25 protein-coding genes and 1 other annotated feature are annotated in these 26,133 nt (G+C 50.4%); of the genes, 24 read left to right on the top strand and 1 reads right to left on the bottom strand.

Annotation, left to right across the window (positions count from 1 at the left end):
- The first annotated feature begins 1 nt into the window (after position 1).
- The 18 genes from murG (at position 2) to KJS63_RS03650 (ending at position 18,316) form a co-directional block, all read left to right on the top strand.
- Positions 2–1,114: an undecaprenyldiphospho-muramoylpentapeptide beta-N-acetylglucosaminyltransferase gene (murG, locus tag KJS63_RS03735; RefSeq protein ID WP_213617976.1), complete on the top strand. Its 1,113-nt coding sequence runs from the start codon at positions 2–4 to the stop codon at positions 1,112–1,114.
- Between the two features lie 163 nt (positions 1,115–1,277).
- Positions 1,278–2,183: a UDP-N-acetylmuramate dehydrogenase gene (murB, locus tag KJS63_RS03730; protein ID WP_213617975.1), complete on the top strand. Its 906-nt coding sequence runs from the start codon at positions 1,278–1,280 to the stop codon at positions 2,181–2,183.
- A gap of 16 nt (positions 2,184–2,199) precedes the next feature.
- A complete protein-coding gene (murA, locus tag KJS63_RS03725; RefSeq protein ID WP_244862476.1) occupies positions 2,200–3,480 on the top strand; it encodes a UDP-N-acetylglucosamine 1-carboxyvinyltransferase in 1,281 nt (426 codons plus the stop codon).
- A gap of 61 nt (positions 3,481–3,541) precedes the next feature.
- Positions 3,542–4,309: a cell division protein FtsQ/DivIB gene (locus KJS63_RS03720; protein WP_213617973.1), complete on the top strand. Its 768-nt coding sequence runs from the start codon at positions 3,542–3,544 to the stop codon at positions 4,307–4,309.
- Between the two features lie 241 nt (positions 4,310–4,550).
- Entirely contained in the window at positions 4,551–5,804 is a 1,254-nt protein-coding gene (gene ftsA, locus KJS63_RS03715) for a cell division protein FtsA (RefSeq protein WP_068616373.1), read from the top strand.
- Positions 5,805–5,859: 55 nt separating this feature from the next.
- Positions 5,860–6,969 carry a cell division protein FtsZ gene (gene ftsZ, locus KJS63_RS03710; protein WP_068616375.1) on the top strand — a complete coding sequence of 370 codons (1,110 nt, stop codon included), beginning with the start codon at positions 5,860–5,862 and terminating at the stop codon, positions 6,967–6,969.
- A gap of 254 nt (positions 6,970–7,223) precedes the next feature.
- Positions 7,224–8,180 (top strand): sigma-E processing peptidase SpoIIGA, encoded by a 957-nt coding sequence (spoIIGA, locus tag KJS63_RS03705; RefSeq protein ID WP_068616378.1) that lies wholly within the window; start codon positions 7,224–7,226, stop codon positions 8,178–8,180.
- Positions 8,181–8,192: 12 nt separating this feature from the next.
- Complete coding sequence (gene sigE, locus KJS63_RS03700) at positions 8,193–8,915, top strand: RNA polymerase sporulation sigma factor SigE (RefSeq protein WP_068616380.1); 723 nt, start codon at positions 8,193–8,195, stop codon at positions 8,913–8,915.
- Positions 8,916–9,039: 124 nt separating this feature from the next.
- Positions 9,040–9,822 (top strand): RNA polymerase sporulation sigma factor SigG, encoded by a 783-nt coding sequence (gene sigG, locus KJS63_RS03695; protein WP_213617972.1) that lies wholly within the window; start codon positions 9,040–9,042, stop codon positions 9,820–9,822.
- Between the two features lie 144 nt (positions 9,823–9,966).
- Positions 9,967–10,275 carry a YlmC/YmxH family sporulation protein gene (locus tag KJS63_RS03690; protein WP_213618324.1) on the top strand — a complete coding sequence of 103 codons (309 nt, stop codon included), beginning with the start codon at positions 9,967–9,969 and terminating at the stop codon, positions 10,273–10,275.
- 107 nt (positions 10,276–10,382) lie between these two features.
- Positions 10,383–11,234: a peptidoglycan editing factor PgeF gene (gene pgeF, locus KJS63_RS03685; RefSeq protein WP_213617971.1), complete on the top strand. Its 852-nt coding sequence runs from the start codon at positions 10,383–10,385 to the stop codon at positions 11,232–11,234.
- Between the two features lie 7 nt (positions 11,235–11,241).
- Positions 11,242–11,934 (top strand): YggS family pyridoxal phosphate-dependent enzyme, encoded by a 693-nt coding sequence (locus KJS63_RS03680; protein ID WP_068616387.1) that lies wholly within the window; start codon positions 11,242–11,244, stop codon positions 11,932–11,934.
- Positions 11,934–12,383, top strand: a complete 450-nt coding sequence (locus KJS63_RS03675) for a cell division protein SepF (RefSeq protein WP_068616389.1) — start codon at positions 11,934–11,936, stop codon at positions 12,381–12,383. The genes KJS63_RS03680 and KJS63_RS03675 overlap by 1 nt, the downstream gene beginning before the upstream one ends.
- Positions 12,384–12,390: 7 nt before the next feature.
- Positions 12,391–12,666, top strand: coding sequence for a YggT family protein (locus tag KJS63_RS03670; protein ID WP_262363149.1), 276 nt, complete (start codon positions 12,391–12,393; stop codon positions 12,664–12,666).
- Between the two features lies 1 nt (position 12,667).
- Entirely contained in the window at positions 12,668–13,450 is a 783-nt protein-coding gene (locus KJS63_RS03665; RefSeq protein WP_213617970.1) for a YlmH family RNA-binding protein, read from the top strand.
- Positions 13,451–13,553: 103 nt separating this feature from the next.
- Entirely contained in the window at positions 13,554–14,057 is a 504-nt protein-coding gene (locus KJS63_RS03660) for a DivIVA domain-containing protein (RefSeq protein WP_068616394.1), read from the top strand.
- A 66-nt stretch (positions 14,058–14,123) separates the two neighbouring features.
- Positions 14,124–14,405 (top strand) — a binding site (T-box leader).
- A 60-nt stretch (positions 14,406–14,465) separates the two neighbouring features.
- A complete protein-coding gene (gene ileS, locus KJS63_RS03655; RefSeq protein WP_213617969.1) occupies positions 14,466–17,558 on the top strand; it encodes an isoleucine--tRNA ligase in 3,093 nt (1,030 codons plus the stop codon).
- Positions 17,559–18,019: 461 nt separating this feature from the next.
- The gene (locus KJS63_RS03650; protein ID WP_082927094.1) at positions 18,020–18,316 is read left to right on the top strand and encodes a DUF5665 domain-containing protein; all 297 of its coding nucleotides are present in this window, start codon (positions 18,020–18,022) and stop codon (positions 18,314–18,316) included.
- Here KJS63_RS03650 and KJS63_RS03645 read toward each other — a convergent pair.
- Positions 18,303–19,040, bottom strand: coding sequence for a TraR/DksA C4-type zinc finger protein (locus tag KJS63_RS03645; protein ID WP_213617968.1), 738 nt, complete (start codon positions 19,038–19,040; stop codon positions 18,303–18,305). The two genes, KJS63_RS03650 and KJS63_RS03645, sit on opposite strands and share 14 nt — an antisense overlap.
- Before the next feature lie 202 nt (positions 19,041–19,242).
- Between KJS63_RS03645 and lspA the strand changes: the two genes are divergently transcribed.
- The 6 genes from lspA (at position 19,243) to KJS63_RS03615 (ending at position 25,656) form a co-directional block, all read left to right on the top strand.
- Entirely contained in the window at positions 19,243–19,737 is a 495-nt protein-coding gene (gene lspA, locus KJS63_RS03640; protein WP_213618323.1) for a signal peptidase II, read from the top strand.
- Positions 19,734–20,651 carry an RluA family pseudouridine synthase gene (locus KJS63_RS03635; RefSeq protein WP_213617967.1) on the top strand — a complete coding sequence of 306 codons (918 nt, stop codon included), beginning with the start codon at positions 19,734–19,736 and terminating at the stop codon, positions 20,649–20,651. The genes lspA and KJS63_RS03635 overlap by 4 nt, the downstream gene beginning before the upstream one ends.
- 443 nt (positions 20,652–21,094) lie before the next feature.
- Positions 21,095–22,348 carry an LL-diaminopimelate aminotransferase gene (locus KJS63_RS03630; protein ID WP_213617966.1) on the top strand — a complete coding sequence of 418 codons (1,254 nt, stop codon included), beginning with the start codon at positions 21,095–21,097 and terminating at the stop codon, positions 22,346–22,348.
- A gap of 504 nt (positions 22,349–22,852) precedes the next feature.
- Entirely contained in the window at positions 22,853–23,404 is a 552-nt protein-coding gene (gene pyrR / locus KJS63_RS03625; protein ID WP_213618322.1) for a bifunctional pyr operon transcriptional regulator/uracil phosphoribosyltransferase PyrR, read from the top strand.
- A gap of 2 nt (positions 23,405–23,406) precedes the next feature.
- Positions 23,407–24,321: an aspartate carbamoyltransferase catalytic subunit gene (locus tag KJS63_RS03620; protein ID WP_068616409.1), complete on the top strand. Its 915-nt coding sequence runs from the start codon at positions 23,407–23,409 to the stop codon at positions 24,319–24,321.
- 54 nt (positions 24,322–24,375) lie between these two features.
- Positions 24,376–25,656 (top strand): dihydroorotase, encoded by a 1,281-nt coding sequence (locus KJS63_RS03615; protein WP_213617965.1) that lies wholly within the window; start codon positions 24,376–24,378, stop codon positions 25,654–25,656.
- Positions 25,657–26,133 lie beyond the last annotated feature (477 nt).

Raw genomic sequence — 26,133 nt, 5'->3', positions numbered from 1 at the left:
AATGCGAGTTGTACTTAGCGGAGGGGGCACAGGAGGTCACATCTATCCTGCGCTCGCGATCGCGAAGCAGTGTGCTGTTGAATTTCCGAATACGAAATTCTTATACATCGGAGGACAGAAGGGGCTGGAGAGCTCCATTGTTCCCAAAGAGAATATTCCTTTTGAAGCCATTAATATCACCGGGTTCCGGCGTAAGCTGTCTGCGGAGAATTTGAAAACCGTGGTCCGCTTCCTCCGGGGTGTCAGCACTTCAAAGAAGCTGCTGAAGGAGTTCAAGCCTGATGTGGTTGTCGGAACGGGTGGATACGTATGCGGACCGGTGGTGTATGCGGCTGCAAAATTGGGAATTCCGAGCATCATTCATGAACAGAATGCGGTTGCGGGCTTAACCAACCGGTTCTTAAGCAAATATGCAAGTACTGTTGCCCTTAGCTTCGAAGGTATGGAAGACGCTTTTCCCGGGGCTAAAAATATCATTTACACCGGGAATCCCCGGGCAACGACGGTATACGAGGCGGACAAGACCAAGGGATATACCACGCTCGGTCTTATTCCGGGAACTCCGATTGTGCTCGTTGTCGGCGGCAGCCGGGGAGCCAAGGCGATTAATGACGCCATGATAGAAATGGCGCCTTATCTGCACACCCTTGACCAGGTCCGGTTTGTGTATGTGACAGGCGAGAACTACTATGAACCCACGCTGAAGGCGATTAAAGCCAAGACGGGCAATCTGCCGCGCGGTCTTCAGGTGCTGCCTTATGTGCACAACATGCCAGAGGTTCTAGCGAGCACCACACTTATCGTCAACCGGGCCGGGGCCTCATTCCTGGCGGAGATTACCTCCCTGGGTATCCCGTCTATCCTGATCCCTTCTCCTAACGTTACGAATAATCACCAGGAGAAGAACGCACGCACCTTGGAGAAAGCCGGAGCCGCGGAGGTTATACTTGAATCGGCATTAACTGGAGAGACCCTGTTTGGCGCTATTCAGAAAATCATGAGAGATGTCGCCATACAGGTCTCCATGTCCAACGCTTCACGCAGGCTCGGCAAGCCGGATTCCGCTCAGCTGTTAGTGGAAGAGATGCGCCGTCTTATGCAGAAGCGAAGATAAATCCAGGCTCTGGGCGGGTGTCACACTCCTCGGGAGGCTGACATAAGATACTCTATAATCGTGACAATCTAACCCAGGGTGCCGGTGTGAAGCTTTAGCATTGATTTGATTCATCCAAGTTTTCATTGGCTGTAAAGGTAACGAACCAGGGGGGGAATTTAAGATGCAGCAGTGGATTTCAAAACTTTCCGAGGCGGAAGTCGGCAGCGTGCTGCCGAATGAGCCGATGGCCAAATATACAACATGGAAGATCGGGGGTCCCGCCGACGCGGTGATTGTGCCTGAGAATGTGCAGCAGCTTCAGCATTTAATCCGTTACCTGCATGAAGAGAAAATTCCATGGATGCCCGTGGGCAAGGGCTCCAACATGCTGGTATCCGACAAAGGCATCCGTGGTGCTGTGATCCGGTTCGGCAAGGGGCTGGAGCAGGTGCAGTTCTCGGGAACTGAAGTGGAGGCTGGCGGAGGAGCGAGCTTTGTCAGTCTCAGCATCATGGCCGGAAAGAAGGGCCTGACCGGAATGGAATTCGCTTCAGGTATACCCGGCACAGTGGGGGGTGCGGTGTATATGAACGCTGGAGCACATGGGTCTGATGTGTCACGCATATTCAAATCCGCTGAGATTGTTCTGGATACAGGGGAATTGGTTAACTACAATGCGGATCAGATGGAATTCGCCTATCGGCATTCGGTTCTTCATGAACGAAGCGGAATTGTGGTCAATGCGGTCTTTCAGCTGATCGAAGGGGACCGTTCGGCTATTGCAGCCTCGATGGCAGCGTACAAAGACCGCAGAAGACAGACCCAGCCGCTTCAGCAGCCTTGTGCAGGAAGCGTGTTCCGCAACCCGCCGGGAGATCACGCGGCAAGGCTTATTGAAGCCGCAGGCCTCAAAGGCTATAGACAGGGCGGCGCCCAGGTATCTGAAATGCACGCCAATTTCATTGTAAACACCGGGCAAGCGACAGCAGAGGACGTTCTCACCCTAATGCACCATATCCAAACCGTGGTTGCCTCTAAGTTCGAGGTGAAGTTGATTCCGGAAGTGTTCTGCGTGGGTGAGCGGTAAACTCGGAGGTGATACATTGGACAAATTGGTGATTGAAGGCGGGAAACCCCTATCAGGAGCCATTCGTATCCATGGAGCGAAAAATGCCGCACTGCCGATTCTGGCGGCAAGCCTGCTGTCCGGAGGCAAGGTTCAGCTCCGAAATGTGCCGCGGCTGCTTGATATTGATGTTATGCTGCGCATATTGAACCGGTTGGGCTGCAGTACGATTCACAAAGGGGACACCGTGGTGGTCGATTCAAGCGGGACAGACTCCTGCCAAGTGCCGGAAGACTTAATGAAGCTGATGAGATCTTCCATATTCCTGATGGGGCCGCTTCTGGCTAAGTTCGGTGAGGTATGTGTGTACCAGCCCGGGGGATGTGCCATTGGAGAGCGTAAGATCGATCTTCATCTGAACGGCCTCAAGGCGCTTGGTGCGGAGATTGAAGAGAGCGATGAGCAAATCTGGTGCCGGGCCAGCAAACTGGTGGGTGCAGACATTCATCTGGACTTCCCAAGCGTTGGTGCGACCGAGAATATTATGATGGCTGCCGTTCTTGCAGAAGGAACCACGATCATTACGAACGCGGCGCGCGAACCGGAGATTCAGGATCTGCAGAATTTCCTTAATCAGATGGGAGCAAGCATCATGGGGGCGGGAACGGATACGATCAGGATTCGCGGGGTTCAGCAGCTGTTCCCGTGCGAATACGAGATCATCCCTGACCGGATTGTAGCGGGCACTGCTCTGATTGCTGCAGCCGCGACCCGCGGGACTGTAACTCTCACCCATTGCAATCCTTCCCATTTGGTCTCTCTGATCCATGTGCTGAGGCGTGCTGGTGTTCAAATAGGGGCTTGCAATGATATAATAAATGTCAGCAGCCTTGGCAGACCTAAAGCCGTTGAAAGTATCGTGACCTCACCCTACCCGGCCTTTCCTACGGATCTTCAGTCCCAAGTTATGGTGCTGTTGTCTCTGGCCGACGGGGCGAGCATGATGCGGGAGACCGTATTCGAAGGCAGGTTCAAACATGTGGATGAGCTTGTACGGATGGGTGCGGATATCTCGGTCAACCATACCTCCGCTTATATCCGGGGCGTATCGAGGCTTTATGGAGCCACTGTGGAAGCCACTGACCTTAGAGCTGGCGCCGCGCTTGTGATTGCTGGTCTTGCAGCGCACGGGAAGACCGTGGTTGAGCAGGTTCATCACATTGACCGTGGTTATGACCGCATAGAGAATATGTTTCAGCGCCTGGGGGCGAGTATGCACAGAGAGAGCCCGGCGCTGAAGCAGCTTGATTTTGCCTGATTAACGCCTAGGTCGTCCCCTCCGATCCGGAGGGGCTATCAGGCTTTATGGAGAAGTGACGATGCCAAAAGCAAATGTACCTGTCCTGAAGAACGCCAAACCTAAAATGAAGACAAGCCGTAAGGTGGTTGCCATTCTGCTTCTGCTGTTTGTTGTCCTGGCAGGGGTGTTGTTCTTCCGGTCACAAATCAGTAAAATTTCAGAAATTCGTTTCTCCGGCAATACGTATACGACGAACCCCGAATTGCTGAAGCAGGCTGGGATTCAGATCGGTGCCTCTTATTTCGGAATTAGCGAGAGCGAGGTACAGCAGCGGTTGTCTTTAATCCCTTCTATCGAAAAGGTGACGGTGGAGAAGCAGTTCCCCGGTCTTGTGCTGATTAAGATCAAGGAATACCGTGCTGTGGGATATACGTTGAACAAAGACGGCAGTCTTCTTGCTTATTTGGCGAGCGGTGCGGAAGTACCCGCCAAGACAGGCAGTATTGCCGTGGAGAAGCCTCTCCTTTCCGGATGGAAGAAGGGGGATGCCAACCTAAAGAGTCTGTGTCTTGCACTGGGCAAGATTCCGGATAATCTGACTACGGATATCTCGGAGATCGTTCCGTCACCAACGGCGGCTTACCCGGACCGGATCAAAATGTATACAAGCTCCCACTTTGAGGTCATTACCGCGATCTCTCTTTTACCCGAGAAAATAGAGTATCTGGGGTCTGTCATTGATTCCCAGCAGCCGGGTACACTCACCATGCTGGAGGCTAATTCATACTCAGCCTTTCCGTCTTCGGGTGATAAGGACGAGCAGCAAAAAGACACTACTAATCAGTGACAAACAATGATAAAATATAATTTATGAGCTTGTTAACAATCTCCCTCTTTTTTCTTATTATTTTTGCGAGAGTCTGCTCTGAGAAAAACCTGGAAAAACCTTGTCGGATCAGGCTATAAGTAAATGTTGGCAATTAAAAAATTTGTAGAAAAAAGAGGGAAAGTATAAAACACGTTGAATAAGTAGAGAGTTGTATATCGCTCTCATATTAATTTTCAGGAAAACAGGAGGTGCCAGGGGCTTGAGCAACAATGACATCATTGTTAGTTTGGACATCGGTACATCCAAAGTTCGTGCTATTATTGGGGAAATCTCGAATGGAACCTTTAATATTATTGGGGTTGGATCTGCCGATTCGGAAGGAATCCGTAAAGGCGCAATTGTAGATATTGACCAGACTGTGCAGTCGATCAAGAGTGCGGTCGATCATGCTGAGCGCATGGTGGGAATTCAAATATCGGAAGTGTACGTCGGTATTTCGGGGAATCATATCGGACTTCAATCAAGTCACGGTGTCGTGGCTGTATCGAACGAGGATCGTGAAATCGGGGAAGAGGACATTGAGCGGGTCATGAAGGCCGCGGAAGTCATTGCTCTTCCACCGGAACGGGAAATTATTGATGTGGTGGCTAAGCAGTATGTAGTTGATGGTTTGGAGGGAATTCAAGATCCGCGCGGTATGATCGGAGTCCGCCTTGAGGTGGAGGCTACGATTATCACTGGCGCTAAGACAGCGATACATAATCTTCTTCGTTGTGTAGAGAAGGCGGGACTTAAGGTTACCGATCTGGTGCTTCTGTCACTCGGAGCCGGACAGCTGGCTTTATCTAAGGATGAGAAGACTATGGGCTCCGTGCTTGTGGATATCGGGGCTGGATCAACCACAATTGCTGTGTATCAGGAGGGCACAATTGCCGCAACTTCCACACTTCCTATAGGCGGGGAGTTCATTACCAATGATATTGCCTATGGGCTTAGAACCTTGACTGATCAGGCTGAGAAAGTGAAGCTGAAATATGGATGCGCGCTTATGGAAGATGCCGAGGAAGATGTAAGGTTCAAAGTAACCCGCATTGGAAGCAATGTGGACAAGGAATTTACTCAAGTAGATTTGGCTGCTATTGCAGAGCCGAGAGTACAGGAAATCTTCCATCTGATCCGTCAGGAAGTGAAACGGCTCGGTTACACTGAGCTTCCGGGGGGTTATATACTAACGGGGGGGACGGTCTCCATGCCTGGGCTGCTGCAAGTGGCGCAGAATGAATTGGCCGCTTCGGTTAGAATTGCTGTACCGGACTATATCGGGGTGAGAGACCCGGGTTTCACAAGCGGCGTAGGAATCCTGTATAATGTGATTCGTAACTTCCGAATCCGCAGTACCGGCAACAAGAAGCCGGCGAAGGCTCCCAAATCCGCACCGGCTGCTCAAGAATCTGCACCGAAGAGCGGGGGCATTTGGGGAAGCATCAAAAATATCTTTAAGGAATTTATATAACTGGACCTAGTGATGGACGGGCCATCCACGCACACTGAGGGGGAGATGGAAGAGTATGTTGGAATTTGATTTTGAAATGGAGAGTATGGCAAAAATAAAAGTCATCGGTGTAGGCGGCGGCGGAAGCAACGCCGTGAACCGTATGATCGAGAATGGAGTGCAGGGTGTTGAGTTCATCACGGTGAACACAGACGCTCAGGCGCTGCATCTGGCTAAGTCCGAACACAGACTTCAGATCGGGGACAAGCTGACCCGCGGTCTTGGGGCCGGAGCTAATCCGGAAGTCGGTAAGAAGGCTGCTGAGGAATCCAGAGAATTGATTGCTAACACCCTGAAGGGTGCAGATATGGTGTTTGTCACCGCTGGAATGGGCGGGGGAACAGGAACAGGTGCTGCACCTGTTATCGCTGAAATCGCCAGAGAATGCGGAGCGTTGACTGTCGGCGTGGTTACACGGCCGTTCACCTTCGAGGGACGCAAGCGTTCATCACATGCCGAGCTCGGTATTGAAGGCTTGAAAGAGAAAGTGGATACACTGATCGTGATTCCGAATGACCGCCTGCTTGAGATGGTGGACAAGAAGACTCCGATGCTTGAAGCTTTCCGGGAGGCAGATAATGTTCTCCGTCAGGCCGTTCAAGGTATTTCCGACCTTATCGCCGTACCGGGATTGATTAACCTTGACTTTGCGGATGTCAAGACGATCATGACGGAACGCGGATCGGCCCTGATGGGTATTGGTCTGGCTACCGGCGAGAACCGTGCTGCCGAGGCTGCACGCAAGGCGATTATGAGCCCACTGCTGGAAACTACGATTGAGGGGGCCCGCGGTGTAATTATGAATATTACCGGCGGATCTAATCTATCGCTATATGAAGTCAATGAAGCTGCTGAAATTGTCATCTCCGCTTCAGATCCTGAAGTGAATATGATTTTCGGTGCGATTATTGATGAGAATATGAAAGAAGAAATCAAAGTTACCGTAATTGCGACGGGCTTCGAACATAAGGCTGCTCCGTCCCAACCTGTTCGCAAGCCTCCCGTATCGGCTCCTGAATCCCAAGAGAGCCGTACGAATAACCTGAGACCGTTCGGGAACCAACCAAGCGGGGATCAGCTGGATATTCCAACATTTTTGCGGAATCGCCGTAATAACAACGACTAATTCAGAAATTGCTTTCCCCCGATACTAAAGCCTGTTCACCGTTTCCGCGGTGGGCGGGCTTTTTTTATATAGAGATTTTCCCCGCAAGGTCGACAAAAAAAGTTGAACTCCGCGCGCATTATTAGACAGACTTCATATCTTGATCTCTTTATACTGGTAGCATCTCCCCCGCGTTTAAGAGACTATGCTCTGTAGTATTTCCATTAGGTTACAAATGATATTCACTAAACCTATGGAAATTGGCAGGTGAAGCTGTGGTTGTTTATATTGATCTTATTTTTCTGATGAACCTGATCATCGATGCAGCCCTGCTTGGGGTTACAGCGTGGATGAGGAAGCTGAGGATAAGGGTATGGCGGCTGGCGGCTGCGGCTGGAATTGGTGCAGCCTATGTGCTTATGATGTTTCTGCCTCAGCTTTCTTTTTTGTATACATTCCTGACAAAGTTTCTATTCTCTGTTGTGATGTTGTTTGTGGCATTCGGTTTTGGAAGTCTGCAAACCTATCTGCGGAATATGGGCGCCTTTTATATCGTTAACTTCGTGGCTGCCGGGGGGATTCTGGGTGTTCACTATCTGCTGCAGACTTCAGGGGAAGTATGGAACGGGATGTGGTATTCGGCTACCGGTGGAGCCAGCTTCGAGCTGAAGATAGGAGCTGTGTTCATCCTGGTTGTCTTCTTTGGTGTTCTGATTGGATTCAGGCTGGTGCAAGCCTCCAGGCAAAGACAGCTTCAGCTCAGCTCCTATCTGGGAGAAGTAACCGTCCGCATCGGGGAGCAAAGTGTAACCTGCACAGGGCTGGTTGATACCGGCAATCAGCTGACAGATCCTTTGACACGCATGCCTGTAATGGTCATGGAGACCTCGCTGTGGGATGAGTATCTTCCGGAAGGCTGGGCTGCCAAAATCCGCAGCGGAGGAGCGGACAACCTTATTATGGAGCTTAGCGAGGATGACCGGTTCCTATGGAGAGAGAGGCTCAGGCTGGTGCCCTATCGGGGGATTAACAAGGGATCACAGTTTATGATTGCCTTGAAACCCGATGAAGTCCAAGTTAAGGTGGCAGGCCAATTGACTTCGACACACAGGGTGCTGGTAGGGTTTGATGCAGGAAAACTGTCGTCAGAAGGCGCCTATCAGGCAATTATTCACCCGGCACTGACAGAACATGGGAGTGACGGAGATAAAGCAACGGTTAACGTGATATAGGAGGGTTCAATCATGCTTGTAAAGTGGAAATTGACGCTGCAGCTGCAGTACTACCGGTTCTTGTTCCTGCTCGGGATGAAAAGTGAAGAAATCTATTATATTGGCGGCAGCGAGGCCCTGCCTCCACCGCTAACCCGGGAGGAAGAGGAGTTCCTGCTGCAGAAGCTCTCAACAGGTGATGCGGCCATCCGCGCCATGCTGATTGAACGTAATCTCAGACTGGTTGTCTATATCGCCCGCAAATTCGAGAATACGGGGATCAACATTGAGGATTTGGTGTCGATCGGAGCCATTGGACTCATCAAGGCGGTTAACACATTCGATCCTGAGAAAAAGATTAAGCTGGCCACCTATGCGTCCCGCTGTATTGAAAACGAAATATTAATGTACTTGCGGCGTAACAGCAAAATCCGCTCAGAAGTGTCTTTTGATGAACCCTTGAACATTGATTGGGATGGGAATGAGCTTCTGCTCTCGGATGTTCTGGGCACCGAGAATGACACCATCTACCGGAATATCGAAGAGCAGGTTGACCGCAAGCTTCTTCATAAGGCGCTTGATAAATTAAGCGAACGGGAACGTATGATCATGGAGCTTCGTTTTGGCTTGACCGATGGAGAAGAAAAGACCCAGAAAGACGTTGCAGACCTGCTTGGAATCTCCCAATCCTATATTTCCAGACTTGAGAAGCGGATTATCAAACGTCTTCGCAAGGAGTTTAATAAAATGGTATAGATCTGAGCAGCAGGAATAAAAATACATCCCTCGGAGATAATGAACATTAGTTTCACGGCAGATCAGCTTCAGGCGCGAAGAGCCGGAAGGCAGCAAGATCTGTATCCTTGGGAGGTAAGACACGATGACACGAAACAAAGTCGAGATTTGCGGTGTTGATACTGCAAAGCTGCCTGTTCTAACGAATTCGGAAATGCGTGAATTATTCCACTCTTTACAACAAGACCACGTGCGAGCAGCAAGAGAAAAGTTAGTGAATGGGAATTTAAGACTCGTGCTTAGCGTCATCCAGCGGTTTAACAATCGGGGAGAGTATGTGGACGATTTGTTCCAAGTCGGTTGTATTGGACTAATGAAAGCTATTGATAATTTTGATCTGTCGCAAAATGTGAAGTTCTCGACCTATGCGGTCCCGATGATCATCGGCGAGATCCGCCGTTATCTTCGTGATAACAATCCGATTCGGGTCTCCAGGTCTCTGCGGGATATCGCATATAAGGCGCTTCAGATGAGGGACAGCTTGACGAACCGGAATTCCAGGGAACCGACCGTGCTTGAGATTTCCGAAGCGCTGAATATCCCGAAGGAGGACGTGGTATTCGCCCTAGATGCGATTCAGGACCCGGTGTCCCTCTTCGAGCCGATTTATCACGACGGTGGGGACCCGATCTATGTAATGGATCAGATCAGCGACGACAAGAACAAAGATGTGTCCTGGATTGAGGAGATTGCTCTCAGGGAAGCGATGCACAAGCTGAACCGGCGCGAGAAAATGATCCTTTCGATGCGTTTCTTTGAAGGCAAGACCCAAATGGAGGTTGCCGATGAGATTGGCATTTCTCAGGCCCAGGTGTCCAGACTGGAGAAGTCCGCTATCCTACAGATGCAAAAGCATGTGAAATCATGACGGCCCGATGGGGACCGTCTTTTTTTGTGATATGGCCTTATTTTTTGCTGACCGCCCTCATATAATTATTGAACAGACAAGGATGGATGAGCCGCCTGGCAGTGGACCACAGCGAACTTTAATGATGAGGAGGAGAGAAGATTGGTGAAGATCTCCGATTTCCAGACGAAAGACGTGATCAATGTGATAGACGGCAAAAGGCTCGGTCAGATCAGCGATCTTGAGCTAGACCTGCGGCAGGGGCTCATTGAAGCTATTGTCGTTCCGGGCTACAGCAAGTTTATGGGCTTATTTGGAGGCGGAAATGATATGGTTATCCCGTGGCGGAACATTGTCAAGATCGGCTCTGATGTGGTACTTGTGAAGCTGGATGAGAACAGGATCAAGCCCCCGGAGCAGGATAACACGATATATATTGAACATGATCGGCATGAAGGCCGCCGAAGCATATAATATGCAGCAAACGGGTGATTTGCATAAATTATCGGCTTTTTAAGATAAGAAGGCCGGTTCATATGGTACACTGGTAAAGGTACCTGAGGTGTTAGGAGGATATGGATATGGAACCGTTTGTTAGGGTAAATATAAATGACGGAGAACCCGAGCGCCTGACGATTCAATCCTGGGAGGATGCTTTCCCCGGTTTGAGTGCCGGGTTCTCAGGGCGAGGCGGTGGGGCTGGGGAAGGGCATTACAGCAGTCTGAACCTGGCCCTCCATGTGGGGGATAACCCCGCTGTAGTTGCGGCAAACCGTGCCAAATTAGCAGAAGCAGCCGGCTTTTCTTTCGAGGCATGGACTTGTGGGGAGCAGGTTCATGATGTCCGGGTTAGTGTAGTTACAGAGAAAGACCGTGGGAAGGGAAGGGCGGACCGATCCAGTGCTTTTCAGTCTACCGACGGGTTGATCACGAATGTGCCCGGCATTATGCTTACGTCTTTTTATGCGGATTGTGTTCCGCTGTACTTCTTTGACCCGGTTAACAGGGCGGTGGGACTTGCTCATGCGGGCTGGAAAGGCACCGTTAGCCAGATTGCGTGGGAAACGATCCAAGCTATGGCAAGCGAGTACGGCAGTGAGCCCCAGCACATCCGCACAGCGATCGGCCCTTCCATCGGGGCTTGCTGTTATGAGGTAGATGAATATGTGATGTCCAAGGTGAGGGATATCGTGCCCGAGGGGGCAGGATCGGGACTGGATCAGGTGGCTGCTCCTTCAACCATTCCGGACCGGAGCATGCTGAACTTGAAAGAACTGAATCGAATCATTATGATTAAAGCAGGAATTTTGCCGAGTCATATCGAATGTACATCTTATTGTACAAGCTGCCGCAGCAACTTGTTCTTCTCTTACCGCAAGGAAAACGGAACAACAGGAAGAATGGCCAGCTGGATTGGCATGAAGGAGAGGTGATCCTTCTATGGGTCTTCAAGAGCGGATTGAGCTGGTGAACCAGCGAATCAGACAGGCTTGCGAACGAAGCGGAAGGCAGCCTGAGGATATTAACATCGTTGCAGTGACCAAATATGTCTCCCTTGAAGCAACCTTAGCGGTGCTTGAAAGCGGGCTACACCATATCGGCGAGAATCGTCTGCAGGTTGCCTTACCCAAATGGGAGGCGATGGACGGCCAAGGCACCTGGCATTTCATTGGCCATCTGCAGACCAACAAAGTCAAGGACGTAATTGGTAAGTTCCAGTACGTTCATTCGCTTGACCGTCTCTCGCTGGCGAAGGAGCTGGAGAAGAAGGCCGCCGCAGCAGATACGGTTATTTATACCTTTGTCCAGGTTAATATATCTGGAGAGGAGACCAAGCATGGACTTGCGCCTGGTGACGTGGAAGGATTCCTGAAGGAAATACGCGGCTTCCCCCATGTTAAGGTGATTGGTCTGATGACCATGGCTCCTTTCGAGGGAGATCCCGAGGATACGCGTCCCATCTTCAGAGGCCTTAGAGAGCTTCGTGATGAGCTCAATCTTAAGTCGTTAACGGACGAGCCGATAACCCATTTATCCATGGGAATGTCCAATGATTTCGAGGTGGCGGTGGAAGAAGGGGCGACATGGCTTCGCCTTGGAACCCTATTAGTGGGTAAAGGAGAGGAGAGTTGATGGGCGTCATGAATAAATTTATGAATTTCTTTGGCCTTCAGGAGGAAGAAGAAATAGTGGAACGGGAGAAGCTTGTGGACCCTGAAGAATCTGAACATGAAACTCCGAGCATCGAAGCACGTAGAAACCAAAGGGGAAGCAATGTAGTTAGCATTCATTCCCAGAAAAATGTGAAGCTGATCTTGAATGAGCCCCGCTCTTACGATGAAGCCCAGGAGATTGCAGACCATCTGCGTTCCCACCGCGCGGTTGTGGTCAATCTGCAGCGTGTCCGCAATGATCAGGCGCTGCGGATTATTGATTTTCTGAGCGGCACGGTGTATGCGCTAAGTGGGAACATTTCCAAAATTGGCGGGAACATCTTTCTGTGCACCCCGGATACGGTCGAAATTCAGGGCTCCATTACTGAAATTTTGGCCGACGAACAAGACTATAACAGAATGAGGTGACCGGAGTTTGAGCAGTTTCGATACGATTATATTTGCGCTGTACCAAATTTATATGTACATGATTATCATCTACATTCTGATGTCATGGGTACCTAATATTAGAGAAAGTTTTATTGGTGATTTACTCGGTAAGCTGGTGGAGCCTTTCCTGGCGCCGTTTCGGCGGTTCATTCCCCCAATTATGGGGATGATTGATATCTCCCCGATTGTGGCCTTGTTCGTACTGAGGCTTGCCGCTGTGGGTCTAAGCAGTGTGGTTGGATATCTGACAGGAAACAGATAAAATGAAGACGGAAATTTACGCACATTTTAGACCCGAAGAACGGATGTTTGTTGACCGGGCCTGGGAATGGGTGGTTGGCGCAGGGGATTACCATGAAGTCAAGCTGACTGATTTTTTGGACCCCCGTCAAATCTTCATCTTGGATTCGCTGGCGAGACGTCATCCCGATGTGGCCGTACGTCTGGACGGAGGTTACGAAGGAGCTGAGCGGGTACGAGCTCTTGTTGCCCCGGATTATCGTGATCTCTCCACAGAATCGATGAAGCTTAAAGTTCTGGTCATCAGTTCTTTGGATCAAAAGCTGGACAGCCTGGAACATGGAGATTATATGGGAGCACTTCTATCCCTTGGATTAAAAAGGGACAAGATTGGAGATATTCATGTACTTGAAGACGGTTGCAATGTTATAGTAGCTGAAGAGACTGCTGAATATTTAAGTACCCATCTAAGGCAGGTTCACCGGGTGAATGTCTACACGGAAATCAAGGATTTGGATCAGCTCCGGATTGCAGCCCAGAAGCTGGAGCCGCTGGATTTGACGGTGGCTTCCTTGAGGTTGGACGGGATTGTAAGCGATGCATTCAGGCTCAGCCGCAGCAAGGTGCTGATTCCAATCAAAGCCGGCCGCTGCCGGGTTAATTGGCGGACTGAGGAAGATCCTTCCAAATCGCTGCAGGAGGGGGACGTTGTATCCCTGCAAGGTTTTGGCCGGTTCAAAATTCTTGAGTTGGACGGCGTGACAAAAAAAGGTAGATATCGCGTAAAAATCGGTAAATTTGTGTAGTGCAGCAGGATTTCTCTTCATTCTGTCGAATTGGATTACGATAAAATAAGTATAGGCCAGACTTCTGCCTTTTGTTGCTTAAAATTTTTGGGAGGTGCGCAGCATGCCATTAACGCCGCTGGATATACATAATAAGGAGTTCTCTAGGCGTCTTCGCGGCTATGATGAAGATGAGGTGAATGAGTTCCTTGATCAGATTATTAAGGATTATGAGAGCGTCATTCGGGAGAACAAGGATCTTCAGAACCAGCTGCTAACGGTGCAGGAGAAGCTGGACCATTTCGCCAATATTGAAGAGTCGCTGAGCAAGACGATCATCGTTGCCCAGGAGGCGGCGGATGAGGTTCGGACTAACGCGAAGAAGGAAGCTCAGCTTATTATAAAAGAAGCAGAGAAGAACGCAGACCGGATTATTAACGAATCCCTCAGTAAATCCCGCAAGGTAGCACTCGAAGTTGAGGAGCTTAAGAAGCAGGCATCCGTCTACCGTGCCCGTTTCCGTGTTTTGGTTGAAGCCCAGCTTGAGCTGCTCAGCCAAGACGGTTGGGAGTCGCTGGAGGAGGAGGCAGCCAGTCTGCCTGAGCGCGAGGTCCGCGAAGCTTATTAAACGCTTGCCCAGGTTGACATTCCGGGTCAAAACAGGTATAAATATATGCAATGAAACTGTATAATCAAGCTTTTGATGATGGGAACCAGTACGCTGCGCCCTTGATCCCCAGAGAGTCGGCATTTTGCTGAAAGCCGATGTTCAGGACCCAGACGGAATATCCTCCCGGAGAAGTTAAGCTGAAGTTTTCGGAATTTGTAGCTTCCGGAAATGCTAAGCTGTACCGGCAGCCGACCGTTATCCCGGCCCCATATGATTCAGTATGGGACTAAGTTGTCAATCTTCCTTCGCATGCCGAAGTAAGGTTGGAACAAGGGTGGTAACGCGAGATCAAGCCTCGTCCCTTTAGGGATGGGCTTTTTTTGTTGTCTTTAATTCGTATTTTGTTCAGGAAAGGAAGCGTCGGTCATGCAAAAAGTAGATGTGAAAGAAAAAGCCCGCGCACGGGAAAAACGGATTTTGGCGAAATGGAACAGTGAGGACACGTTCCGTAAAACGATTGAGAACCGGGAAGGCAGACCAAACTATGTATTCTATGAAGGTCCTCCAACAGCAAACGGGAAGCCTCATATCGGGCACGTATTAGGTAGAGTAATTAAGGACTTTATCGGCCGTTATCAGACGATGAACGGGTACCGTGTAGTCCGTAAAGCGGGCTGGGACACGCACGGTCTTCCAGTTGAGCTTGGCGTGGAGAAGCAGCTGGGCATCTCCGGCAAGCAGGAGATCGAGAACTATGGGGTTGAGGAATTCGTCAAGAAATGTAAGGCAAGTGTATTTGAATACGAGAAGCAGTGGAGAGAGCTGACCGAAGCAATCGGTTACTGGACAGATCTGGATAATCCATACATCACGCTGAAGAATAGTTATATTGAGAGCGTATGGAATATTTTGTCCACCATTCACAAGAAGGGTCTTCTCTACCGGGGACATCGCGTAAGCCCGTATTGTCCGGACTGCCAGACCACACTCAGCTCTCACGAGGTGGCCCAGGGCTATGAGGACGTAAAGGATCTTAGTGCGACGGCCAAATTCAAGCTGGTGGATCAGGATGAGTACATTCTGGCCTGGACGACAACACCGTGGACACTTCCGGCCAACACCGCACTGGCTGTAAATCCAGAGCTCGATTATGTGCGTGTGAAACAGGATGGGGAAGTTTATATTGTGGCTAAAAGCCTCGCGGAAGGCTTGTTTAAAGGTGGATATGAAGTTCTTTCTACACTAAAAGGTGCTGAGCTGGTCGGCAAGAGCTATAAAGCTCCGTTTGACTATATTCACCCTAAGAATGGTCTCGTTGTTGTGGGAGCCGGTTTCGTTACCGATTCCAGTGGTACGGGGATCGTTCACTTGGCTCCGGCACATGGTGAGGATGACTACCGTACGTGCCGTGAGCATGGTATTGAATTTATCAGCGTCGTAAATCTTCAGGGCAGATATACAGATGTGGTGACTGATCTAGCGGGAAGATTCGTGAAGGACTGTGATTTGGATATCGTGAAGCTGCTGTCGGAGCGAGGTCTCTTGTTCAGCAAAGAGAAGTATGAGCACAGCTATCCGTTCTGCTGGAGATGTAAATCGCCGCTGCTCTATTACGCCATGGACAGCTGGTTCATCAAAACCACTGCGGTGAAGGATCAGTTGATCGCCAACAATAACAGTGTTGACTGGTATCCAGGACACGTCCGCGAGGGCCGTTTCGGTAAGTTCCTGGAGGATCTCGTAGACTGGAACATCAGCCGGAACCGGTATTGGGGTACACCGCTTAATGTTTGGGTCTGCGATAAGACTGGCAAGGAGTTCGCGCCTGCAAGCATTGCTGAGCTGCGTGAGCATGCCATCGGCGAGGTGCCAGAAGACATTGAGCTTCATAAGCCGTATGTGGATGAGATTAAACTGAAGTCCCCATTCCATGAAGATGGAGTGATGACACGGACACCTGAGGTTATTGACGTCTGGTTCGACAGCGGCTCGATGCCATTCGCCCAGCAGCATTATCCTTTTGAGAATGAACAGGAATTTTCGGAGCAGTATCCAGCAGACATGATCTGTGAGGGAATTGACCAGACCCGCGGCTGGTTCTACAGCCTGCTTGCAGTGTCCACCTTGTTTACGGGCAAAGCACCTTATAAGGCGGTGATTGCAACGGGACACATCTTGGATGAGAACGGGCAGAAGATGTCCAAGTCGAAAGGCAATGTCATCGATCCTTGGGACATCATCGAAGAGTATGGCACCGATGCGTTCCGCTGGGCGCTTCTGTCGGACAGCGCGCCTTGGAATAGTAAACGGTTCTCCAAGGGGATTGTGGCCGAGGCCAAATCCAAGGTCGTGGATACTCTGGTTAACACCCATGCGTTCCTTACCCTGTATGCGAACATCGATGGTTATCGTCCGGAGGAGCATCCGCATCGCGCTTCTGAGAACAAGCTGGACAAATGGATTCTGTCCCGTCTGAACAGCCTGATCCTGATTGTGGATAAGGGCTTGTCGGTCAATGACTTCCTGAATCCGGCCAAAGCGATCGAGCAGTTCGTGGATGAGCTGAGCAACTGGTATATCCGCCGCTCGCGTGACCGGTTCTGGGGAAGCGGACTTAGTGAAGATAAGCTGAGCGCTTATCAGACCTTGACCCATGTTCTGGTCACTATGGCCAAGTTAACCGCGCCGTATACACCGCTCCTCTCCGAAGATATTTACACCAATCTTAGCGGAGAGCTGGAGAGTGTTCATCTGGCCGACTATCCGAAGGCGGATGAGTCCCTGATCGATAAGCAGCTGGAGCAGGATATGGAGAGTGCCCGTCAAATTGTGGAGCTTGCCCGTAACGTGCGTAATGAGACAGGCATCAAGACGCGTCAGCCTCTCTCCGAACTGATCATTTCGATTGATCATGCGTTTGAAGTTGCGGATTATGAGGAGATCATCAAAGAAGAGATCAACGTGAAGCGTATCGAGCTTGAGCAAAGCGACAGCGGGTTCGTTGATTTCACCTTGAAGATGAATTTAAAACTCGCCGGTAAGAAGTACGGAAAGAATATCGGATTCCTTCAAGGCTATCTTAAAGGCTTGGCTGCCGAGGATACCCGCCGGATCGTCGAAAGCGGCGTGCTGAACATCACCTCTCCAGAAGGTGAGGAGCTTGAAATTACCGCTGACGAGCTTCTGATCGAGAAGCAGGCGAAGCCTGGATTTGCATCCGCATCAGGCTATGGCATCACCGTTGCCCTGAATACAGAGATTACGCCGGAGCTGGAGCAGGAGGGCTGGGTGCGCGAGGTCGTACGCGCGGTTCAAGATACCCGCAAAAAGCTGGACCTGCCGATTGAAAAGCGGGTACAGCTTACGCTTGAAGTAGACGATGAGCTGAAGTCCGCAATCACCGCATTTGAACATGTGCTGAGAGAGAATGTCCTGGTTACCGAGGTAACTTTTGGCGCACATGAACAGTCCGAGAAGATTGATCTGGGCACGAAGCAGATTGGCGTTTATATTGCATAGTAAAAAATATAGGATGGGACCCTGTTTCCGGGGCCATACTAAATAGCAAAAATAACAAACGAGCTTTAGCCTTTCTCCTGTTGGGAGAAGGGCGGGCTCGTTTGTATTTTGAATGAATGCTGATTTATATAAAACGAACTTATAAAGGTTACCTTATGGGGCGCTGCGATGCCGAGTGTTCTTTAAGGCCGCTGTTGTCTCCGAAATGCTTGAACTAGATATCCAAGTAGGGGCATTTCGGAGACAGAGGCGGACGCTCCGCTTCTTCAGAATCACTCGGCCTCTCCGCTGAGAGAGGTTAATTTTTAAAGTTTGTTTTATATAGTTAGCGATTGAGCTGCATCATGAAAGGGCGGAACAGGTCAATGATACACCGTAAGAGGGTGAAAGAAGACAGGACAGTAAAAGCTCTAAATGCACGCACACAGGTCCCACCTGAAGCTTCTGTGCTGAATGGAACGATGGATGAGAAGATAAATGCGATGTATAAGCTCACCTTGTTCTGGTCCCATGAGTTGGAGAAGTCGAGAATTATGGAATACACCCAGCTTATGGTCAGGCCCTGGAGACTGATTTGGTTAAATATACTGTCTGGCACCTCACGGGGCATCGGAATTGCCGTTGGATTTACTTTTTTTGCGGCAACCATCATTTACTTCCTTCAGGTGCTTGGCGCATTAAACCTGCCGATTGTTGGGGATTACATTGCGGACATCGTCAGAATTGTCCAGCGGCAGCTTGAGCTTAATACTCGTTAGAGCCCGTGCCCAGCGAATCCTCGGACTCCAAATGACGGGTGCTGCTCATATGTTTGCGGTATACCCCGTTGCGGTAAAAGAACACTTGGGTGCCGGTAATATCTGTGGCAACAAAGCTTTCATAAGGCTCTGCGAACCCATCCAGCTCATTTGACGCTTCGATTTCCATGTCGTTATAATCATCAATTTCATTATCTTCTGCCATGGCCGGACTGTTGGAGGTTCCAAAGCTCTCGACGATTTGCCAGGCGTCTTCCCCATCAAACCCGTTCTGGTCATCATGTTCGTCCATACTGGTCCGGCCAAACGGCGGGTACAGAAATTCTTCTTCGATCGGACGTTTGCTGGAAACCTCCCGCTGTGGGGTATGCTCGATGCAGTAAGCTGTCTCAGGCACCGCGTTTAAACGCTCGTAGGATATAGGCTGTCCGCAGGTAATACAGGTGCCATAGCTGCCGTCCTGTATTCTCTCGAGCGCTGCATCAACACGGTCAAGCAGAAGCTCGCTGTGTTCGGCTAGAGCCAAATCCTTGCCGCGCTCGAATACTTCTGTTCCCAAATCACCCGGATGATTGTCGTAAAAAGATAATTCGTCTATGTTCTCCCGGGTGGTGGCGGCCATGCCATAGTGCTCATTATAGGCGAGACGGGTCTCAATGTCCTCCCGCTGTTCCCGTAATCGGTGCTCCAGTTGCTGAAGCTGTTCACTGCTTAGATGAGACATAGGGATTCTCCTTTCCGCATACACATGTTGAGAATTTTCGCTTTCCTGTAGGTTGTGCAGAAGCCTGGGGTTTTAGCGAAGGAAAATCCTATCGTTCATGGACGGCTTCTTTCCCGCTGTGCTACAATATACAAGGCTGAATAGTGGTTAAATCTGCTGGATGAAATGGCGGATGATATCAAAAACGGGGTGACGAATGGCAGTGATTTATTACTTGATTGCGCTAATTGTATTTCTGATTGACCAGGGAACCAAATATATCATAGCAACCAAATTGCAGCTAAATGAGCTAGTTCCTGTAATCGGGAACTTTTTTGTGATTACCTCACACCGGAACCGCGGAGCGGCATTTGGGATTCTTGAGAACCAGCGCTGGTTCTTCATTGTAATTACAGTCATCGTTGTGCTTGCTATCGTGTGGTATATGCAGAAAATTAAAGGTGGTAAGAACAGACTGCTCCCAACGGCGTTGGCACTGGTGCTTGGCGGTGCGATTGGGAATTTCCTTGATCGTGCTCTGAATGGGGAAGTAGTGGATTTTCTGATGTTTAATTTCGGAAGCTACACATTCCCGATCTTCAATATTGCCGATTCCTGTATCGTTGTCGGTGTGGCATTGATTGTGCTTGACTCGTTCCTGGATATGGGAAGACAGAAGAAAAAAGAGGCAGAGGCAGGGAGCGAACAGACTTCATGAATGAAACTTTAGAGTGGACGGTTGAAGCCGAATCGGCCAAAGAACGAATAGATAAGTATGTTAAAGAATGTTTGACTGAGGATTATTCGAGAAGCCAGATTCAGCTTTGGATTGAGGAAGGCCATGTGGTGGTTAACGGCGCGCCGGTGAAATCCAACTATAAGCTGGCACAGGGCGATCTGGTCAGCGTTACGATTCCTGAACCCAGCACCGTGGAGCTTGTGCCCGAGGACATTCCGCTGGATGTATACTTTGAGGATTCCGATGTCATTGTGGTGAACAAGCCCCGCGGCATGGTCGTACATCCTGCACCTGGCCATTCTTCGGGAACCTTGGTGAATGCGCTCATGTATCACTGCAAGGACCTTTCCGGGATTAACGGAGAGCTTAGACCAGGCATTGTGCACCGTATCGACAAGGATACGTCAGGCCTGCTCATGGCTGCCAAGAACGATAAGGCCCATGCCTCGCTTGCGGCGCAGCTGAAGGACCACTCGGTTACGCGTAAGTACTTCGCTCTCGTTCACGGGAATGTGGTCCATGACCAGGGAACAGTGGATGCGCCGATTGGCCGTGACCCGCATGATCGCAAGATGTTTACGGTCACCGAGCGGAACAGCAAGACGGCCGTGACCCATTTTCAAGTTGTGGAAAGATTCGGGGATTACACCTTGCTCGAGCTGAAGCTTGAGACGGGGCGGACCCATCAGATCCGGGTACATATGAAATTTATTGAGCACCCGCTTGTGGGCGACCCGATGTATGGAAGAAGCAAAGGCATTAAAATGAATGGACAAGCCCTTCATGCGGCGGTACTAGGATTTGTTCATCCCTCCTCTGACGAGTATAAGGAGTTCAATGCCCCGATTCCTGGTGATATGGAAGAGCTGTTGATTTCGCTGCGGAACAGATAAGGAATCGCTATGTACGTTTAAATTCAGGTTTACATTGGCACAAATACAAGGCATCACAGGACACGTATTTCAAGCTTCCGGCATTAACCGGAGCAGGGTGTTCTGGATGCTTTTTTTGTTGTGTTTAAAATTGGCTAAGGCGATCACACATAGGTTTACACATTTTGGAGGGAGAGGTTAAAGCGTTTTTAGATAAAAACTATATTTTGCGAGATAGGCAGATAGGAACTGCCTTATTGGAGAATCCTTTAGGTAAGGAATGACGGAACCATTGCATAGAGAGGTTTAGGGCTTAGCGCAGCTCTGCTCGGAAATACATGGGGCTGGCGTGTCCAAGACCGGGCGGTTAAATAGTACAAACGTTCTGACGGAAAATCCATTGTGTTCATCCGGGATTTACAGCATATTTAGACATAGATTCAGTTAAGGAGATGGACTTAAACATGAGTATTGAACAATATCAATCAACGTATATTCAAACCAATTTTGCAGACCGGATTGGCGGAGCGAACTACGGCAAAGATACCGCCATTTATAAATTTGAGAAGATTAAGCGTGCAAAGGCTGCAGCCAAAAAAGACTTTCCTGATGTTGAGCTTATTGACATGGGGGTCGGTGAACCGGATGAGATGGCGGATGCGGGCATCGTGGCCAAGCTTGCGGAAGAGGCGGCTAAACCGGAGAACCGCGGGTATGCGGACAACGGCATCGCCGAGTTCAAGGAGGCTGCTGCCAAATACCTGAAAGAAGTATTCAGCGTGGACGGTATTGATCCTGTGACTGAAATTGTGCACTCGATTGGTTCCAAGCCTGCACTAGCCATGCTGCCTTCCTGCTTCATCAACCCGGGTGATGTCACTATAATGACCGTTCCCGGCTATCCTATACTTGGCACCCATACCAAGTATCTGGGTGGGGAAGTATACAACGTTCAGCTTACAGAGGAGAATAATTTTCTCCCGGACCTTTCCTCCATTCCGGAAGAAATCAGCCGCCGGGCCAAGCTGCTGTATCTGAATTACCCGAACAACCCTACAGGCGCAAGTGCCACTCCCGAGTTCTTTGCAGAGGTTGTGGCTTGGGCTAAAAAATACAATGTGGTAGTTGTACATGACGCACCTTACGCTGCCCTGACATACGATGGTCTTAAGCCTCTCAGTTTCCTGTCGGTGCCGGGGGCCAAGGACGTTGGTATCGAACTTCACTCCCTCTCGAAGTCCTATAACATGACTGGGTGGAGAATCGGATTTGTAGCTGGTAATCCACTTGTGGTTAAGGCATTCAGTGATGTGAAGGACAACAATGATTCCGGTCAATTCATCGCGATTCAAAAGGCTGCTGCTTACGGTCTTGCGAATCCGGGGATCACGGAGAAAATTGCGGAGAAATACTCCCGCCGTCATGATATGCTGGTGTCGGCCCTGAATGAGCTTGGCTTCAAGGCCAAGAAACCTAAGGGTTCATTCTTCCTGTATGTAGCCGCTCCTAAAGGCGTAGAGGGGGGACCTCGCTTTGAAAGCGGAGAAGCCTTCTCCCAATACCTTATTCGTGAGAAGCTGATTTCCACGGTGCCTTGGGATGATGCGGGGGCGTTTGTTCGCTTCTCCGTGACCTTCATTGCTGCAGGCGAGGAAGAGGAGAAGCGGGTCATTTCTGAAATTAAACGTCGTTTAGGCGATGTGAAGTTTGAATTTTAAGTGAATAAGAAACTGGAAGCCACCGTTTAGTGACGGTGGCTTTTTGTCATTCCAATATGCTTAAAAGATGAGTTTAAGGCTGTACCAAATTAGAAATCATGATTTTTATATGTGGATATTTATGCAATAATAACGTATAATTATAAATAGGGATGAGAAAAGTTTACCCTCCTCTTGCAGGGAGGAGACTGATTATCGACAATAATCGACATGATTTGTATTCCCCCGCCTTGACAGGCTCCCGGTGTTCTGTCATAATTCATGTAAATCAATAGCACCTTTAAATCAGTCCCGTGAGGCTGGCAAGGTAACGTGAATGAGGTTTTATTCGGAATGGATAAACACCGCGCTGCGGCGCAGGTGCCCCTTCCTTATAACCTGTGACAGTCATGCTCTGTGTGCAGACATGACTCGGAACTCCTTGCCTGGAACTGGGCAAGGAGTTTTTTTGTTGCTCTTCACGGAACCTGATGAATCTGATCATTAGGAGGCTAATCTGTGAGTATGGAATTACAACATGTCATTATGGACGAAATCGCAATCCGGCGGGCGCTGACAAGAATTGCTCATGAAATTCTGGAGAAGAACAAAGGTATCGAAGGCTGTGTCTTGGTAGGTATCCGCACACGCGGTGTGTATCTGGCGAAGCGGATAGCCGAGAGACTGGAAGAGATTGAAGGCACGCCGGTTCCTTGGGGAGAGATCGATGTCACCCAGTATCGGGATGACAGATCTGCCCCTAGCGGGAAGAACGAATCCTTGGGGCAGCAGCTGAACGGTCAGACCATTCAAGGCAAGAAGGTTATCCTGTGCGACGATGTGCTCTATACAGGCAGAACGATCCGGGCGGCGATGGATGCGCTGATGGACTGTGGACGGCCTGAATCCATTCAGCTCGCTGTTCTGGCGGACCGGGGACACCGGGAGCTGCCGATCCGGGCTGATTATATCGGGAAGAACGTGCCCACCTCCAGAGCGGAGGAAATCGAAGTGCACCTGAAAGAGTTCGACGGAGTGGATCAAGTGAGAATTTTACAGCAGCGGGAGGACATCTAATCATGACCATTTCCATGTCGGCGGTGAAGGAGCGCAGCCTGCTTGGCCTTAAGGACTTAAGCCGGGATGAAATATCTTCAATCCTGGACCGGGCAGCTTACTGGGCTAACCAGCAGGAGAAGATGATACCGGTACTGGAGAACCGGTTTGTCGCGAACATGTTTTTTGAGAACAGCACACGCACCCGTTTTTCTTTTGAAATGGCCGAGAAGCGTCTTGGTGCACAGGTGCTCAATTTCGCTGCAGCGGCCTCAAGCGTGGAGAAGGGAGAATCGATCTACGACACTGTACGAACCCTTGAATCCATGGGGATCGACGCCGGAGTGATCCGGCTGAAGCCCATCGGTCTGCTGGCTGAGCTGGCTGAGCGGGTCAAGGTTCCGCTGGTCAATGCCGGAGACGGCAACAATGAGCATCCGACCCAGGCACTGCTTGATTTATACACGATGAAACAGCATTTTGGTGAACTGAAGGGGCTGAGAGTGTCCATCATCGGCGACATTATTCAAAGCCGGGTGGCAAGATCGAACCTGTGGGCTCTTCAAAAATTCGGCGCCAATGTGAAGTTCTGTGCTCCAGCCAATATGCAGGCACCTGAGCTTGCTGAGCATGCACCTTATGTATCTATGGAAGAAGCGCTAAAAGCTGATGTGGTGATGATGCTCCGCGTCCAACTGGAACGTCATGCCGAAGGTATGCTGAAGTCTCCAGAACAGTATCGTTTGCAGTACGGGCTCACGGAAGAGAGAGCCGCTAAGCTTGAGCCAGGAGCAATTATCATGCATCCGGCTCCTGTGAACCGGAACGTTGAGATTGATGACAGCCTGGTGGAGAGTGAGAAATCCCGTATTTTCACCCAAATGGCAAACGGGGTTCCGATCCGCATGGCGGTTATGGAACGTGCAATGAAATTGTAACGGCAAACGCCTAAAACGATATGATACAAAGAGGGAAAATAAGCGGAGGTCATCATGGAACTAATAATTAAAAATGCAAATATCGTAGGTACGGACGGCAAGCTTGGACTGAAGAAGATCGTGGTTGCCGGGGGAGTCATTCAGCAGATTGTGGAGGCATCTGAACAGGTAGCCCTGGACAATGCGCAAGTGATAGATGCTCAAGGCAAGCTGGTATCCGCAGGGTTCATTGATATGCATGTTCACCTTAGAGAGCCGGGCTTTGAATATAAAGAAACGATCGAGACTGGGGCACGCTCAGCGGCTAAAGGCGGATTCACCACCATTGCCTGCATGCCCAATACAAGACCGGTAACTGATAATCCGGAGACGGTAAAGCTGGTGCTGGACAGAGCCAAGGAAGCGGATTTGGTTCATGTCCTTCCCTATGCGGCCATTACAAAGAGTGAACTGGGCCGCGAGCTTACCGACTTCCCGGCGCTTAAAGAGTCTGGGGCTATCGGATTCACCGATGACGGAGTCGGTGTGCAAAGTGCTCAAATGATGAAGAACGCTATGAAATGGGCTGCTGAGCTGGGTATGCCGGTCATCGCCCATTGTGAAGACAATACCTTGGTGGAAGGAGCTCCGGTTGCTGAAGGTGAATTTGCCAGAAAGCATGGGCTCAAAGGAATTCCAAACGAATCCGAGGCGATTCATGTGGGGCGTGACATTCTGCTGGCTGAAGCGACTGGCGTGCATTACCATGTCTGCCACGTGAGCACGGAGCAGTCGATCCGCTTGATCCGTCAGGCCAAGGAAATCGGAATCAAGGTGACCGCTGAGGTCTGCCCTCATCACCTGATCCTCTCAGAAGAGGACATTCCGGGACTGGATGCCAATTGGAAAATGAACCCGCCGCTGCGCTCCCGCCGCGACGTGGAGGCCTGCATTCGGGCGGTGGAGGACGGTACGATCGACATTATCGTCACCGACCACGCCCCTCACAGTGAGGAAGAGAAAGAACGTGGCATGCAGCTTGCCCCGTTCGGAATCGTGGGTTTCGAGACCGCGTTCCCACTGCTCTACACCAAGTTCGTGGCCACTGGCAAATGGCCGCTGGCCCAGCTCATCCAGCGGATGACCGCTGACCCGGCCCGGGTGTTCGGCCTGGCGGCCGGCAAGCTTGAGCCCGGCGCTCCAGCTGATCTGACGATCGTGGACCTTGAGACTGAGAGAGCCGTAGACCCGACGACCTTCGCGTCGAAGGGCCGCAACACCCCTTTTACCGATTGGAAGCTTAAGGGCTGGCCTGTCGCTACCATCGTAAGCGGCAAAGTAGTCTGGTCCGAGTAAGCAAGTATAGATGGAAGTAATGCTCGAAAGAGCAGCGATTCCCGCAGGGAGAGCGCACGGAGCACGAAGCAACGCAAAAACGCCCACCGTAGCCCCAAGGGCCCTGCTCGAAAGAGCAGCGAATCCCACAGGGAGAGCGCACGGAGCACGAAGCAACGCAAAAACGCACGCTCGTAGCCCCAAGGGCCCTGCTCGAAAGAGCAGCGAATCCCACAGGGAGAGCGCACGGAGCACGAAGCAACGCAAAAACGCACGCCCGTAGCCTCAAGGGCCCTGCTCGAAAGAGCAGCGAATCCCGCAGGGAGAGCGCACGGAGCACGAAGCAACGCAAAACCGCACCACCGTAGCCCCAAGGGCCCTGCTCGAAAGAGCAGCGAATCCCGCAGGGAGAGCGCACGGAGCACGAAGCAACACCAAATCGTGCCAAGGGCAGCACCACGAACCCATGCTTTTCCAAATCAAAGGAGCACTGAAATA

Source organism: Paenibacillus sp. J22TS3, from assembly GCF_018403205.1.
Lineage (GTDB): Bacteria > Bacillota > Bacilli > Paenibacillales > Paenibacillaceae > Fontibacillus > Fontibacillus tuaregi.
The sequence above is the reverse complement of the archived record's forward strand: the minus strand, read 5'-3'. Positions and strand labels throughout refer to the sequence as shown.